Below are 15877 nucleotides of genomic sequence, written 5' to 3' on the forward strand. Positions count from 1 at the left end.
GAGAATCAAGCAATCCCAATCGATGAATATCGATGTGTGAGGCAGTCTAACTATATGGCTACTAGAATATAAAAGGCATGACAGAATCGGCTGGTATTTATCCCGTCAGGTTCCCTCAGTAATGACATTAATCACTGGTCGCTTGGCACATTCTAGTCGCGACCGACCAGCGGGCATAAGATCGAATATGAGCTGCCGACCTAATTATCTTCGGAACCGCTCAACTTATTAATAAGCTCTTTCCTCTCCTCTTCACTCAATTTTGCAATCAAGCAAGCTAACTTGGCAGAGCTTTCTTCCTCACAAAAGAAATAATTCAAAGGGACGCCAAGCTCGTCAGCAATGAGCTTTAGAGTCTGTATGTCAGGAGCGTGTTTGCCTTTCTCATACTGATTCATTCTGGCACTTGCCGAACCCTCATCCATACCTATTCTCACTCCCAAGGATTTCTGGGAGAGTTTAGCTTTTTTACGCGCTTCTTTGAGTCGCGCTGGGATTGGGTTAGTAAATGACATTTTCGGTTCATGTGTGAAAACCTACAGTAACTAAGATTTTCTTAGTTTTATCGATTTCTGTATACTAAGCAATCCTTAGTTTTTTGTTCTACAAGAGTTGTAAATGAAACGTTCGACGAAAATCAGTGCGATTATGCACAAATTATTGATTGAAAAAGGTATGGATGGTTTTTCGGTTATTGAACTACGCGACGCCTCTCTTTCTGTTTGTGATCTTAGGAAGGTGCCTGATGAGGCAAGAAAAATACTCTACAGACAAATCCTTCGTTTTGTGAGTAACGGTTGGCTTGAAAGTGAGGGAGAAGGACGAGATAAAAGATACTTTCAAACGGATTTGTTTCGCTCTCTTAATGTGAAACCCAAAGGAGAACGGAAGAATGCCTCCTCTCCAGCTAAACCCACTTTAGATTACTCGGTATTGCGCCATGAGCGAAACCAGTACAAAGCTGAGTTAGAGATTGTTCTGGGTGAGATCGATGAGTACCAATCGCTCAATCGTCGTTTCCCTGAACTGGAACAGAGGCTCAATCCAATGTTGCAGCAAGCGAGAGATCGCTCAGCACATCTATTTGGTAGAGTTAACGTACTAACCAACGTGATTAACATCATCTTTTCGGATGTTGCCGAATGTTGAGGAAATGGCAGCAAGAATGCTCTGAAAGAGCGTTACAAAACTACAAAAACATGCAACACCACTTTTTTTGCCAAGCCACTCCAGGAGCAGGGAAAACAGTATTGGCGGCACATATTGCTTCCAGATTGTTGAAGGATGACATGGTTGATCTTGTTTTGTGTTTTTCACCTTCGCTAACGGTATCAGATGCGATAAAAAGAACCTTTTCAGCAGTCCTCAATTGCACCTTTAATGGTGGGTTGGGTTCGATTGGGCAGTCGCTTACTTACCAATCTATTCAATTTATCAGCAAAGAGTTTTGGCAGACACTACGTAACTATCGAGTATTTGTTGTGTTTGATGAGATACACCATTGCTCTGGCTCCGAGTATGAGAAAGCGAACGTTTGGGGACAACAGATCCTTACCAAGATTCAGGGGCTGGCTACCTATACATTAGCGCTTTCAGGTACACCTTGGCGTTCAGATGCATTACCGATAGTGATAGCGCGGTATAGCGACCCCGATGGGCAGATCTTGGTCGACTATCAATACACTCTCAAACAAGCCGTCGCTGACCATGTATGTAGAGCACCACGAATTGTACTCGTAGATAATGAACACTTGTCGATAACTAGCGACGGAAAAGAAGAATCGTTTTCATCGATTCTAGAGATGTTAAAGCAGACTAAAGCTCCTTATCGGAGCGTAATTCAAAATGAAGAAGCTATGGAATATCTGCTTGGACTTGGTTGTAGAAAGCTAGCGAAGATACGTACTCAAAATCAGAATGCCGGAGGGCTAGTCGTTGCTTCTTCTGTTCAACATGCCCAAGAGATTAAAAAGATACTTTTGCATAAGTATCAACAAACTGTTTCTATCGTGACCTACCGTCATGAGGCCCCTTTAGCTGAGATTGAACGTTTTCGGAAGAATAGTACTCAGTGGATAGTCAGTGTTGGGATGATTAGTGAGGGTACGGATATACCAAGGCTTCAAGTTTGTTGCCATATCAGCTCGATTAAGACAGAGCTCTACTTTAGGCAAGTGCTGGGGCGGATTCTACGAGTGAGTGATGCCTCGCACCAACAGGCTTGGTTATTCACGTTCGCAGAGCAAAGCTTGATAGAGTTTGCCGAGAGGATAGAACAAGATATTCCAGAATCTTGTATGTTCACTAAGGCAGGCCTTCCTGGAACTTTCGCAGCAAGTGAATCAGGACTAAAGGAAGTTGCTAAAGACCTCAATATTGGTCTCATAAGCAGCAATGTTGACTTGAGATGGAATGGTGCTGCTGACCTTGGTAGTATGGTAAATGGTGCTGCTAGTCTCGCTTATGAGGTTAAGTTTAGCGGGTTCAAACAGCGCATCATTTCAGCGTTTCAAACAGCTTAATAATGGATAAATGTGTGCTATTTAGTTTGCGCTTTATCGTTGAGACTCAAATGCAACCCGCTAATCGTCTTGTTAATACAGTGTCCGAAAAGACATCACATCACGTGGTAGTAGTTTTCTTCCACCTTTGAGCGTAGTTAAAGTGTTGCTGATTCGAAGTTGTACACAATATACCTCAACCAACAGTCAGCACACCAACCCTAATGATAAACCTGCTCCGTCTCCATCTTATGCACCCACTCGACGAAACGCACAGCTTCCTCCAAGACTGTAGTATCAAAGTTCACCGACAGATCCGTGTCAGCCATTGCAATCAAAAACAGAATGTCGAGATCAGAGAGCCCATTGACCAGGTGCCAATCTATTTCATCAGATTCGTACTTTTTGATAGCTTTTCGCAAAAGCGCAAAAAGCGGGGGGAGTTGTTGGTTCGAGACCAACTCCGCCGTATTGACCAGCGACAGTAGTAGTAGTTTCGTATACATGAGAACCAATCTATCAGGCTATCTAACAAAATTAGTTTGGAAAAAGTATGACCTTGTGTGACGTCGGCCAAGATTAGTAAACTGCTCCGCTCAGCATGGCTCTTCCGTGGCTATTGGATTATAATTAAACTGTATATATAACCAGTTTTAAGTGTATGTATAAGTCAATTCACATAGTTAGATCCTATCGCGTCGACAGGATAAACGAACATGGACCGATTGGGCACAATCGACATAATGACGGAACGGTAGAAGCTTTGCTCAAGAACGGCAAAACGTTTGCCGTTCCCTTCGGTGGCTTTATTGAAGGTAGTAATTTAGTTGGCCTGAAAAGGGTAAAGCTACTCCATATCCGCTACCTCTGCGACGATGAACAGGCGCTAGTACCAAGTTATCAGATACCGAAAAATCATTACATGGTTGGAGTTTTTCTTGAACGCAAGCTTTATGTCTTGCTTCTTGATGGTCAGCCAAAGCACTTTCTTGATAACAACGCTGATTTTGACGGAAAGAACAATGTGGTTAGGTTGATATAAGATGTCCAGTGTAGAACAGGTTTTCTCATGGTTGACTTGGTTTCTAGGGCAAACCTTACGTTATGGCTAGTAACTCAGTGCGCCATAAATTTATTAGTCCACCATGGTATGTGATCATTAACATGCAGAAGCACTTTCTAAATTAAATGATAAGGATTCAAACTTCAGTGAATTTGAAAAAGCTCGATAAGTTGGGGGCGGATTATAATAACTTTGATCCTGGTATAGAACGTTCTGTTAGGTGCACATGGGCCCTACATATGTATATACAACATGTGTTTCGTGCAAAGCTTTCAGATTCATTCGTTCAAGAGATCAACAGAGCTAATGAAACTTTGGGGGTCACAGTAAAGAGCATTGATTTAAATGACTACAAACATGACTTTACGACATCAGAGACTCTCAATAAGTTGATTGAGGAAAGTGAATATCCAAAGTTCTTATGGATTTACGGTATGGGTGCTTTAAGAAACTCCCGTTTTTCAGGTTGGTTACGTTCTAAGTTAGCCGTGAGAGCCACCAAAAACCTGAGAGTGGTTTTTGTTGCTGATTCTCAAGAGGATTATCGGGAAGTTTTTTGTGACCAGAGAGCTCGCTTTTATCAATCTACGATGCCACTTCACATACATACTAGTGACTAACACTGCACAGAAGCGAGACAGACCGAATTGATTGTTCCGAAAGCAAGGAAAGGGCTGACTCAGAGCCTTCACCGTCGATGATTTCTAACCAATCATTGCCCCATTATTAGCTTCAACTCGGCTTTTTTTTCTTACAAATCAGCATAACTATTCATAGGCAATAATTCTTCGGAGATTAATTAGCTTTTTTAGCTAATTTTGCTAAAGTGCTCCAGCGCGCACTATGAATCATATTGAGTACATTATGGACAAAATGATTAGAGAAGAAATTAAGAAAGCACTTGCTTCAGCTCCACGGAACGGGTTTATGGCTGAGTTGCACTTACAGTCGATTAAATACGCTGATGAGCTTCAAGACATCACAGCAAAAGAGTTTTGCGAAGAGGTCGGCCTCAAGCCCAGCTATGGCACCGAATTTAGCAAAATGAGAAACCTTACCGGACGATTGAAACACGCTGGCCTAGACGTAGACAAGATTTGAGGATCTAAGATGCCCATTTTGAATTGGCTTAACAAAGACGAAGCAGTAACAACGTCTAAAAAATGCACCTACAGGCTACTGGAAGAAGTACCAGAACTTTCTTACGGTGATACCGATAATGAAAACTTGCTGATTCAAGGTGATAACCTTGAAGCTCTTAAAGCTTTGATCCCTCATTATGCAGGCAAAGTGAAATGTATATTTATTGACCCACCATACAACACTAAGAGTGCTTTTGAGTACTATGATGACAATTTAGAACATAGCAAGTGGTTATCAATGATATACCCGCGACTAGAATTGTTGCGGGAACTTTTGTCAGAAGATGGCAGTTTATGGATCTCCATTGATGACAATGAATCACACTATTTGAAAGTTATTTGTGATGAAGTCTTTGGGAGGGCAAACTTTATATCAAACTCTGTTTGGCAAAAAAAATATGCTCCATCCAATGATGCTAAAACACTTAGTGAAGATCATGATCACATATTGGTTTATGCAAAGAATAAGAAAAATTGGGTTCCTAACAGGTTGAAGAGAAATGAGGAATCTAACAAGGCTTACAAGAATCCTGATAATGACCCTAGAGGGTTATGGCAATCTGATAATTATAAATGTAATAAAAACTCGGAAGAGCGTCCAAATTTATATTATCCAATAACAAACCCAAATACGGGTGAAGAAATATGGCCTTCGAAAACAGCAGTATGGAGATACAACAAAGATACTCATCTCGTTCATCAAAAAGAAGGTCTTATTTGGTGGGGCAAAGATGGAAAGAATAACACTCCTAGGTTTAAACGTTTTTTATCAACAATAGACAATACTTCTAGTCATCAATCTATTTGGTTATGGCAAGATGTTGGTCATAACCAAGATGCAAAAAGAGAAGTACTAAAACTAAATCCTGACGCTCCATTTTCAACCCCTAAGCCCGAGAAGTTACTTGAGAGAATTATTCATATAGCAAGCCAGAAAGGCGATCTAGTATTGGATTCATTTGCTGGTTCCGGGACGACGGGGGCAACAGCTCAGAAAATGGGGCGGAGATGGATTATGGTTGAGATTGGTGATCATGCTAGAAGTCATATTGTCCCTAGATTGTGCAAAGTCACTGATGGAAAAGACAATATTGGAATAACAGAGGCTCGTCAGTGGCAAGGTGGAAGTGGCTTTCGATTTTACCAATTAGGTGAAGCTGTATTTGACGAATATGGTTGCCTCAATACCGATATTAAGTTTCCAACATTAGCATCACATATCTGGTATTTGGAGACCAAAACACCACTCGGTAATAAAACGGATACCCCATTGCTGGGTGTTCATAACGATACCGCATACTACTTGCTCTATAACGGTATCTTAGGTGATCGCCGACCAGCAGGTGGCAATGTACTAACAAGCAAAGTACTCAACAACTTACCAGACATCGACAAACATGAACGCATCGTGATCTATGGTGAATCAAGCCGTTTAGGTGAGGCTCGCTTGAAACAAGCGAACATCACGTTCAAGCAGATCCCATACGACGTCGGCACTCTTTGATAAGGAACCCACAGAATGTTTAAGTTAAAAGGTTATCAACAACGTGCCGTTGATGTGATGCAATCTTTCCTATCTCACTGCCTCAGCAGTGAAAGTGTTGAAAATGCGTATAAGTTAGCTCTGGAAGAACAAGAACTCCCTTCACACGCTTACCGTGATTATGGTTTCGAGCAAGTCCCGTACTTTTGTATGCGTATTCCAACGGGCGGTGGTAAAACAGTTCTTGGCTCATATGCTATTGAAGTTGCTGCTCGTCATTATCTAGAGACCGAAGCTCCTATTGCTCTATGGCTAGTCCCAAGCATCACGATTCGCGAGCAAACAGTAGAAGCGTTAAAAACGCCGGGTCATCCTTATCGTGAAAAGCTTGATGCTGCTTTCAATCGACAAGTTCTGGTGCTCGATATTGATGAAGTGACTCAAATACGTCCACAAGACTTAGGTAGCAAGGCGATTGTAGTGGTATCGACTTTAGCTAACTTGAGAGTTTCCGACACCTCTGGACGCAAAGTTTACGCTTATCACGAAAACTTTGAGCCGCACTTTGCCAAGATTCCTGCAAACCACCCATCCTTGCCGTTGCTGGAGAGGGTTTCTGAGGCTGATGTACAAGAGAACGGTTTGAGCAGTCGTGAAATTGGTAATATCAAATTCTCTTTTGCCAACCTATTAGCTCTATATCGGCCAGTTGTGATCGTGGATGAAGCTCATAATGCTCGTACCAGCTTAACCTTTGATACGTTGAGACGAGTCCATCCTGCCGCTGTCATTGAGTTTACCGCTACACCAAACACCACTAGCGCAAACGGTAGTAACGTTCTGTTTCATGTTTCAGCTTCCGAACTGAAAGCCGAAGAGATGATTAAATTGCCGATTGTTTTGACGGAACATCAGAATTGGCAAGATGCTGTTCAGGATGCTGTGATCACTCGTAACAAACTTCAGACGGATGCTCAAAAAGACGAAGACTACATCCGCCCCATAGCCTTGTTCCAAGCTGAAAACAAAAATGGCGAGGTGACTGTCGAGTTACTTAGAGATCATCTTATAAATCAGCTTAACATTGATGAAGATAAGATTGCGGTCGCAACAGGTAGCCAGCGAGAGCTAGATGGAATTAACCTGTTCGATCAAAACTGCCCGATTGAATACATCATTACCATCGAAGCACTTAAAGAGGGTTGGGACTGTTCCTTTGCCTACGTATTTTGCTCGGTGAAGCAAGTATCTTCCAGTAAAGATGCTGAACAGTTACTTGGCCGTGTACTGCGTATGCCTTACGCCCGCCGTCGAACCATTGAAGATTTGAACCGTGCTTATGCGCATCTTGCGACGTCGAAGTTTGCAAAAGCAGCTCAAGAGCTGACGGATAAGCTCATCGCTATGGGTTTTGAGGAAATGGAGATCGCCGCATTTTTACGTGAGCAAGCTCCGACGGGTGGTCAAGGGGATCTATTCGGTGGTGAGCCGGAGCAACCTCAAGTAAAACCGACACCACCTCCTGCTATTGTTGTAGAGGTTGAGGATTTACCCGATCTAACAGAACTTTCTGAGTCAGAGAAGAAGCAGATCACGATGACTCGTGATGAGCAAACTGACACTGCGGTAGTCAAAGTAACAGGCGAAGTCTCACCAAGCATACAAAAAGTGCTAACGAAGCACGTAAAAGCGGGGAAGAAGCGTCAAGCCTTTGAACGTGATGTTCGAGTGCACAATCAGGCAATCGAAGCTACGAAAGCACCATCAGAACGTGGTGAAAAGTTCGGCTCACTTCCTTATCTATGTATGCTGGAGCAAGGAGAGCTGGAGCTGGTTGAATCAGAAGTTTTTCTTCATGCGCACAGCTGGAATCTGCTCGACTACCCAGCAGAGTTAACCAACTTTGTAATGAACGAGACTAGCAATAGTTTTGCGATTGACATGGACGGTAAGTCTCTCACTTATAAGGTTGCCGATCAAAAGGAAGTCATCGCTTTCAACCAAGGCTTTATTGACGTTACAGAGCAAGATCTCGTCCGCTGGCTAGACAGGGAGTTGCGACAACCAGATGTTCTTCAGCATCAACTTGTTGGCTTCTTGGGTCGTCTAGTCAAAAATTTGCTTCAAAAGCCTAACTTGACCCTTACAGCTTTGGTCCGCAATAAGTTCCCATTGGCCCGTGCTATACGAGATCTTATCCGTTTGTACCGAAAGCAAGCTCAGCGAGCTGGATATCAAGCGTGTTTGTTCGGTGCTGAAAGTACAGCGTGTGTATCCGATGAATTCATGTACCACTTCGAGCCGAGCCACTACCCATCTCGTCCGCCTTATTATTCTGGTCGCTACAAATTCCAGAAACATTACTTTCCGCAGAATCTTATTGAGGATCTGAAAGCTACTGGTGAGGAATACGAGTGTGCCAAAGCCATAGATGGCCTACCGGAGGTAAAACATTGGATTCGCAACTTAGTACGCCGAGATCAAGCTTCATTCTGGTTACCGCTGGCACATAACAAGTTTTACCCAGACTTTGTATGTGAGCTTAACGATGGTCGGATGCTAGTTGTTGAGTACAAAGGTGAAGCTTATGTAACTAACGATGACTCAGCAGAAAAGCGTGCCATTGGTGATAAATGGGCAGAACTGAGCAATGGGAAATGCCTGTTCATTATGGCTGTTGAACAAGACGGGCAAGGCCGAGATGTTCGCCAGCAGATCCAAGCGTTAATTTCAAATTAAACGGAGATACCTGTAGTTATTTGAGGAATTCTTTACTCGGATTCCTCAATTTCTATGACTAAATATGCAAATGGAAAATAATCGATGAAACTGATTTTTGTCCAGAAACGAGTTACATGACCGCTTGGTGATGGGCTTTTACTGTGACGAAGATACAATGCTTTTATCTATATCAGATTGAAAAGCTCCCAATAGTTTCTTCATCTCACCGAGTGCTGCGGTAGGCGTTAACTCCTTCCTTGCTATCTGCTCTTCTAACAACTCAATCTGACGCTTTGCCAAATCAACACTCGACTTTAGAGATACTGCATTATAAACCTCTGTGTAGCCGTGAATATCTGCAAATGCGAGATCAATATAAGTATCTAAAGAGCTAAGATTCGTATGACCTGTCCACTGCTGAAGCTGCATTTTAAACGTTTGTGTGTGAAGTAAGTGCTTTCGGAAATCGTCCTTATCATTCACTTCTTTAGTTGCAAGAATAAGCTCTTTGAGCTTATCTGTTATAAATGCGTGTCTCCATAAGTGCGGGTGTAACTCTCCCTCGATACCAAGCTCTCTTTTCCATGAGTTCATGTACGTTGTCCATGAATCTGCGGACAAGCGTAGACCTGTTTTTAAGCTGACAAATAGGTAGTCATGCTGACCTTTCTTCTTTCTCAGGACTTTCTTACGAACTTTAATGTAATCCGCTATCACAGATAACAAAAGATGTGGAACAGGTATCTTTCGAGTGGCATTGTCGTCTTTACGTTTTAAAGTGGTAAGCGTGAGCATACCTGTGCGCCTAGCTTCCTCGTAATCAGTCAATTTGATTAAATGAAGCTCCGATACACGAGCACCTAATTGCTCCATTGCTGTATATAACGCCATATCCCTTCTGCGCTTATCTTTATTTTTCTGGGTCTTTATAAACTCCCAAACACGCAAGGCATCATCTTCTGAAACAGGGTGACGTTTCTTTATCTCGTCTTTAGTTGGTACAGCAGAATGCGTAATTTTAGTGCCTTCAATGAACCCTTTATAGCCTTCCTGTTTGCGTTTGTAATGCTTCTCAAGTATCTGAATTGAGTTACTTTTATCTTTGCCAATGAAAGCACTCAAATCATGAAACTCTTGGATAAACTGCAAAAAATCCAAACAGGTATGCGCAATCTTTATAACGGAGTTATTCTTGCGTTTTAGTTCGCCAAGTGGTGTTCTCTCCGCCTGTAATGATTGAACGAAAAGAGTGAATGTTGCATCAGTAAGTTGACTAAATTGGCTCAATAATGGCTGTTTTTCAATAAAGTGAACCAAGTGGATGATATCGTGGGCATATCCTCGAATAGTGTCACTTTTTAAGTTTCTCACAATCAAACTGTGGATGTAGGCATTGGCCTCATAGCAAGGAGTATGATTACTGTAGGTTACGAAAGGAATATCCAGTGGCTTACGAAAGACAAGCTTCCCATCAAACCCAAGATGACTCCATTGCTCAAAGTTTTTAAGCTTACGAACCGCCATCATAGCTCTCCATTCAAAGTGAAGTTCATCTGCGCTTCAATCTTCCTATTGTGCTCTCGATAAAGCTCCTGTCGTTCTTCTACTGTACCTTCATGATTCGCTAGTTGCTTTAATCTAGAACGCAACTCTGAAACCATAACGGTCAGTAAAGAATTGCTGCGCTGCGCTGCATCCAGTTCCAATTCAAGCTCAGAAACTTTGTGCTTTAAACCCACGACGGTTTGCTTGTTGCCTTTGGAAGCTTTCTCATCGAGACGTGCAGCCTCTATCGCCAGTTTTGCATTTATACGAAGTTCATCTAATGATAAGAAGCCTCTTTCCAGAAGTGATTCTGAGATGCTTTTGACCGTGTTTAATGAGCATGATGCGATATTACGCTCTTGATTCTGGTATTTAGCGATACCAGATTGAGACTTGAGCGCCTTTAATAGTTCTTCGTCATTTTTAAACTCAGTTGGGGCTGTGATGATTTCCTTCAACAGCTTTTCTGTTTCAAGTATTTTCGTTTGGTTTTTCTCTAAAACTTTCATTGTCCCACTCCTCAATCAAGGTCTTTGATTTTTAAAATTAGATTAAAGGTTTGAGTTGTATTTCCATCAGCATCTTCAATGGTAAAGAACTCTGGCTCAAGCGTGATTCGACCTTCTTCTAAAAGCTGAATAACCTCTGTTTCAATGTCCTGCTCTTTTTGAAGTTGGTTAATATGAGGGACGGTTAGATAAGACTCATCATCGTAATCTTCTGCTGCCTCACTCACTGATTCTATAGTGACTGGTATTGAGCTATCACCTGTCAGGCGTTCTGCAATGATTTTACGAACCTCTTCTATTCCGTCGAGCTTGGCAAGCTCAGAAGTGAAATCGACCACACCACGAACAATCACGCTAGCTTTAGCCCCATTTAGTACCGCCCCAGTTTCCGATTCAGATATATAGTGATATAGATGTTCCATGTCTGAATGTCCGAGCATCCAGCGCAGAGCATCCATGCCATCAAATCCCTTAGACCAGAAGAACACCATAGAAAAAAAGCGTCTCAATTGGTGCTGACGGACATAATTACGGCGAAACTCACCGTTGTCGTACTCCACCAAGTCCGTTTCTAAGTAATCGCATAAAGAATCAAGGTGCGCATTATATGTCATGTGAGCAACCTGACTTAACTGCGAGCGATTTGAATTAAGGTTGTTAAACAAAGATAACTTTCCTTTGCATAACTCCAACTCACTCGCTTTGATGTTAAATTGCTCCAGTTGCCAAATGAACCTTGCGATAGATAAGGGAATTGGTCTTTCTATTGTTGCGTTCACCCCTTTTGAGCCCGTTTTTTTTACCTTAAATATCAGGTTGTACTCTGTTTTTGCACCCGCTTCTGAAAAGGGACTTACATTAGGTGAAAGGTTGCCATGTGACTTCAACTTGATTAATTCATCTTGTCTTCGAGCCATGATTGCACCCACTAAGACTTGTATTGCGCCTTGCAGTACAGAGAACAAATCAAACAAGCTCTCATTAGCTCGAATCCGCTCAAAGCGGCTTTCCACACTTTCTGCAAAGGCTTGAATCTGCTTTACTCCTTTTTTAAGGTATTCACTACTCAGACAGTTGATTGCCTCCGCTTGAAACCAGTACCCTTGCTCCGAAGTAGACATCTCTCGATGCAACTCTTCATTCCAAGTTAGAGTGTGTTGATGGGGGCGGAGTGTGTTGGAGTTTTTTGCCGCAGATTTACTTCTTGCTTTAGATAGCAGTGTTAATGTTTCATCCAATAAAGTAACAGCGCCTTCCTCTATAGGTAGATGCTCTTTGGCAAACTCATAGCACTGACGAATTAAATTAAACACAAAAGTAGGCGGCAAGGTGCGAGTGCGCCCTGCTTTTTTAAAGCTAACTAACTGGCTAATGTGACCTGAACTGACACGCTCGAACAAGATTGAAGGGTTTGCCGTATCTTCACGCTCAAGGTTGGTATGAATCAATCGAATTGCTTCAATATATACTGAGATAGTCTTTTGATTCGTGCCTGTTGAGGTGTCTTTATTCTCAACAGCTCGATACTCTGAGTTTCGCCTTGGCGCTTTGAGGTGAAGTTCTGCGTAGTTGGGAATATTGATGTCGTGGTAAAGCATCTTACCTTTAAACAACAGCTCACCCAGCACAGCACCGCTGCCAGTGTATTTTCTGGCACCTCCACTTTGATAATAACCTTGTTCAAAAAGCCAAGCGCACGCCTTCTCTCTCTCTGCTAGAAATAAGAAACTTTCATCTTGCGTAATGTCTTGTGTAACGTAGGGGAAATTTTCTTTAAATGTTTGTGCGTCCGTATCAGAAATGCTTTGAGAAGCGTTATTAAGTAATACATTAGTATGTTTATCAATTTCATACACACCTTGAAAACTTCCGTGCTTGGCGAATTTCGTCAAGATGTTCAACCAGAAGTCATCATTCACATTAAGAAGGTGATATTTTGCTAACTTCAACTCTTTCGAGTGTAGTAAGACCGCATTGATGAGAGCGATAACTTTGTTAACTTTTTGATAAGCCGTTATTGGACTGATAATCTTCCCACCGTTTTCAAGTGGATTATCTGCTGCCGTAATCCAGTATTTAAAGCTGTTTAACAGCTTTTGGTGTTTTTTATCCGTGAGTTTCTTACCGTCATCTAAGTACACCGTGTCCCAATGTATCGTTTTTGGTTTTTTGCCAAATGTTAGTACCCACTTGTTTTCAGAAAAGCTGGATTCTAACCATTCGGGCTGTCGGTCATCGTAACCGTAGATGCCAGTATGGATATTCGTGATAATATCTAATGCTCGATAGTCATCATTTGCTACTGAAAAATTGATAATATCTTCAAGAGTCTCAGCATTTAAACCATTTAGAACTGAATGGTCTTCCACGATCTTTTCAATGAGGTCAGCAATAGAGGAATTGTCGATAGCAACACTTAACATAGCAGCGCCCCCTTAATCGAGTTAGTATCTAGTGTGTTATTGGTTGCAATATCAAGCATTTCCATCAAATCATCATCCGCACTATGCTTGCCTGAACTCAGGGTATCTAAAACAAACACCGCTGATTGATACCAGTGAGCAACAATATCTAAAAAAGATTCCTCATCATCGCTACTCTCAACAACAAAGCGTATCGCCATCAACAACTGCAAAAGTGATGTCGATATAGTGTATGTTAACTGGTTAAACCCTAACGATTCTGAAACTTCACTGTCAGCAGTCGTCTGCTGAGTAAAACCATGATCGAAGTGCTCTGGAATGTTGCTTATGCCGTGATTACTCAAGAACTCCTCAATGTCTTGAGCGCTCATGTTCACAGCATCAAGTCGATGCACTGAATCTTTCATGGCTTCAAGTAAAATAGCGTTCTGGAACTGACGTATCCAACGTGCATTAAAGAAGTCCATTAACGGCTTAGGAATGTAAGATGTCAGTAGGTTTGCATCCTTCTTTTCATGACCAAGCGCCTCGGCAACAGCATCCATTGAACGTGTTTCCAAATAAATTTGAAAGCCTCGGTGTCGTCTAATGGAACGTAACGAATGGATATCGGAAATGGCTTGGGCATCTTCCAAGGTTATGTCGCTGCTCTTATCAAAGAGTGTTTCACTTTGAAGCCAATTATAAAAATCATTTGCTGCATGAAGAGTGTTATTGAGATTGCTTGGACGTATCACATTGGTAGCGGTTGCAGTCAAAATCATCTTTCGCCAATTCACATTCCCTTTTTGCTTCAGGTATTCACGGCTCATACGAGTATGCTGTATCAGGAACTCAACTATAGATTTAGAAAACTCATTGAGCACTACTTCTTGCTGCGCATTGGTAGAACCTTTGCGTGATTTGTAACTGACCGCAATGTGCTGATTACCAACTTGCTTATAACCCACCATATTGCCATTTACATCAAATAAGTCCCATTCTGCTAACCAAGAAGGGGTTATTAGAGGATGCTCCATCACAAGAAGCGTCAAAAGAACATTCAACGTTGATTTGGTTGGCAAATTTAACTCTGTGTTGAGCTGGCGAGCATCACCGTGAAACCCCAAAAAGTTTAAATAGCCAATGTCTTTTGCAGCGATGCCATGTGCATAAAAGGTTGCTACTGTATTGTCTAACTTATCTGCACCGACAAGGTTGTGGTATTGAGGGTTATTGCTATTACTACTCAGTGGTTTGACTGAACCTGTGCTCTGAAATGCTTTATTTCTCTTCTCTTGCTCTAAAAGCTCATAAAATTTCAAGAGACACACATGCCTGATATGCTCCATGTCTCCATCTACACGTTGCTTAATAATTGAAACAGCCTCTTCATTTTTAATTTTGAGTGGAATGTTAGCAAACCATCGAAGGTTTTCTGGCTGCGTAGCATTGCCGCCAATTGAAAAGGTGGGTGCTTCATCTTTTGGGTCTTTCCAGTCTGGAACGATGAATGGTTTGTGAGGCTCAGCAAAAACACCCGTGTTGATAAAGCACTCGGTATAATAGTTAATGGTAGCTTTCCACTTAGCATGAAAACCTTTTGGGCAGTTATGGGCTGCTTGAGAGCGCACAAATAGCACTTTAAACACCTTATGGAAAAGTAGCTGTACATAATTACGACTTAGAAGGGTTTCTATTGTTAGTCCGTCTCGGTCGTTATAAACCGTGGCGATGCCCACAAAGAGTCTTTTGAGTTCATTTAATGCCCTGCTCAAAGATGATGATTTTTGTGTAAAAGCATAATTTTTAAGGGCTAGATGAACCTTGTTTGTAAACGCCTCGCCAAAATTAACATAAAGCGTATCCAGGTGCGCCTCATGTTCCTTGCCTTCTTTTGATAGCACCTGCCAACCATTAAGGTAGTCAGATTTTGATTTATCTATATTAAGCTCTCTGAACTGAGCTAGACAGGCCGAAGCGTCTTCTGTGATTGTTGAATGCGAAAGGTTTACTTCATTAAGGGTAAGATGCTTATCTTGCGCAATGTAGCGGAAAAGGATTTTGAGTTGATTACCAATATTATATCTATGATTGATAGTGGTATCATCATAGTTATAAACAAAGCCAATGAGCGACTGGAAGTGTGCATTAAGTGAGCTTGAATCATTCAGTATTTCCAATGCACTGTAGTTACCTTGTTTAACCAAGTAGCAGTAAGCTGCATAAGGATTCAATGTTGATTGTATAAATCTTGGGGAGACTGAGGATTCAGCAGCAAGCGCTAGGTAGTTAGAGTATTCGACTGACAGTGCAGTTTTTAATAAAGAAAGCTCATTTAGTTTTTTTGTATTCACAACCAAACCTCATAAATTGACAACTAATAGATACACTAGTTGTCAGAGTGATTGTTGTCAAAGTAAATAAAGTGCACTAAAAAGCATCCAAGGTATTCATATTTAAAAACTTAATATGATTTTGATTATTTTTAGTCATTAGGATTACGGGCAA

General features: G+C 41.7%; 13 protein-coding genes. 7 read left to right on the forward strand and 6 right to left on the reverse strand.

From position 1 onward, the window contains the following. Window positions 1-200 precede the first annotated feature (200 nt). On the reverse strand, window positions 201-515 hold the full coding sequence (locus VME0621_RS16930; RefSeq protein ID WP_062463773.1) for a helix-turn-helix domain-containing protein: 315 nt from the start codon (window positions 513-515) through the stop codon (window positions 201-203). A gap of 103 nt (window positions 516-618) precedes the next feature. On the opposite strand from VME0621_RS16930, the gene VME0621_RS16935 reads away from it, so the two are divergent. Both VME0621_RS16935 and VME0621_RS16940 read left to right on the forward strand, forming a co-directional pair. Further along, window positions 619-1149, forward strand: a complete 531-nt coding sequence (locus VME0621_RS16935) for a VspR family transcription factor (RefSeq protein ID WP_062463775.1) — start codon at window positions 619-621, stop codon at window positions 1147-1149. Then, window positions 1143-2522 (forward strand): DEAD/DEAH box helicase, encoded by a 1380-nt coding sequence (locus VME0621_RS16940; RefSeq protein ID WP_062463777.1) that lies wholly within the window; start codon window positions 1143-1145, stop codon window positions 2520-2522. Before VME0621_RS16935 ends, VME0621_RS16940 begins: the two co-directional genes overlap by 7 nt. A 200-nt stretch (window positions 2523-2722) precedes the next feature. On the opposite strand, the gene VME0621_RS16945 is transcribed toward VME0621_RS16940, so the two are convergent. Then, window positions 2723-3007, reverse strand: a complete 285-nt coding sequence (locus VME0621_RS16945; RefSeq protein ID WP_062463779.1) for a hypothetical protein — start codon at window positions 3005-3007, stop codon at window positions 2723-2725. Between the two features lie 155 nt (window positions 3008-3162). Here VME0621_RS16945 and VME0621_RS16950 point away from each other — a divergent pair, with 155 nt between their 5' ends. The 5 genes from VME0621_RS16950 to VME0621_RS16970 all read left to right on the forward strand — a co-directional run bounded on the left by VME0621_RS16950 (window position 3163) and on the right by VME0621_RS16970 (window position 8928). Further along, the gene (locus VME0621_RS16950; RefSeq protein ID WP_062463781.1) at window positions 3163-3543 is read left to right on the forward strand and encodes a hypothetical protein; all 381 of its coding nucleotides are present in this window, start codon (window positions 3163-3165) and stop codon (window positions 3541-3543) included. 167 nt (window positions 3544-3710) lie between these two features. Further along, entirely contained in the window at window positions 3711-4184 is a 474-nt protein-coding gene (locus VME0621_RS16955) for a hypothetical protein (protein WP_062463783.1), read from the forward strand. A gap of 223 nt (window positions 4185-4407) precedes the next feature. Next, entirely contained in the window at window positions 4408-4665 is a 258-nt protein-coding gene (locus VME0621_RS16960; RefSeq protein ID WP_231892965.1) for an HTH-like domain-containing protein, read from the forward strand. A gap of 9 nt (window positions 4666-4674) precedes the next feature. Continuing rightward, a complete protein-coding gene (locus tag VME0621_RS16965; protein WP_062463784.1) occupies window positions 4675-6210 on the forward strand; it encodes a site-specific DNA-methyltransferase in 1536 nt (511 codons plus the stop codon). Window positions 6211-6225: 15 nt separating this feature from the next. Then, window positions 6226-8928: a DEAD/DEAH box helicase gene (locus VME0621_RS16970; RefSeq protein WP_062463786.1), complete on the forward strand. Its 2703-nt coding sequence runs from the start codon at window positions 6226-6228 to the stop codon at window positions 8926-8928. Between the two features lie 138 nt (window positions 8929-9066). Here the strand turns inward: VME0621_RS16970 and VME0621_RS16975 are convergent, their stop codons facing one another. From VME0621_RS16975 to VME0621_RS16990, 4 genes are read right to left on the reverse strand one after another with little or no spacing between them, the layout of a single operon-like run. Further along, window positions 9067-10434 carry a site-specific integrase gene (locus VME0621_RS16975; protein ID WP_062463788.1) on the reverse strand — a complete coding sequence of 456 codons (1368 nt, stop codon included), beginning with the start codon at window positions 10432-10434 and terminating at the stop codon, window positions 9067-9069. Beyond that, complete coding sequence (locus tag VME0621_RS16980) at window positions 10434-10964, reverse strand: hypothetical protein (protein WP_062463790.1); 531 nt, start codon at window positions 10962-10964, stop codon at window positions 10434-10436. Before VME0621_RS16980 ends, VME0621_RS16975 begins: the two co-directional genes overlap by 1 nt. Window positions 10965-10975: 11 nt before the next feature. Continuing rightward, window positions 10976-13387, reverse strand: coding sequence for a hypothetical protein (locus VME0621_RS16985; protein WP_062463791.1), 2412 nt, complete (start codon window positions 13385-13387; stop codon window positions 10976-10978). Further along, window positions 13381-15723, reverse strand: coding sequence for a hypothetical protein (locus tag VME0621_RS16990; RefSeq protein WP_062463793.1), 2343 nt, complete (start codon window positions 15721-15723; stop codon window positions 13381-13383). Before VME0621_RS16990 ends, VME0621_RS16985 begins: the two co-directional genes overlap by 7 nt. Between the last annotated feature and the right edge of the window lie 154 nt (window positions 15724-15877).

This window comes from Vibrio mediterranei (assembly GCF_900088415.1).
Classification (GTDB): Bacteria; Pseudomonadota; Gammaproteobacteria; order Enterobacterales; family Vibrionaceae; genus Vibrio; species Vibrio mediterranei.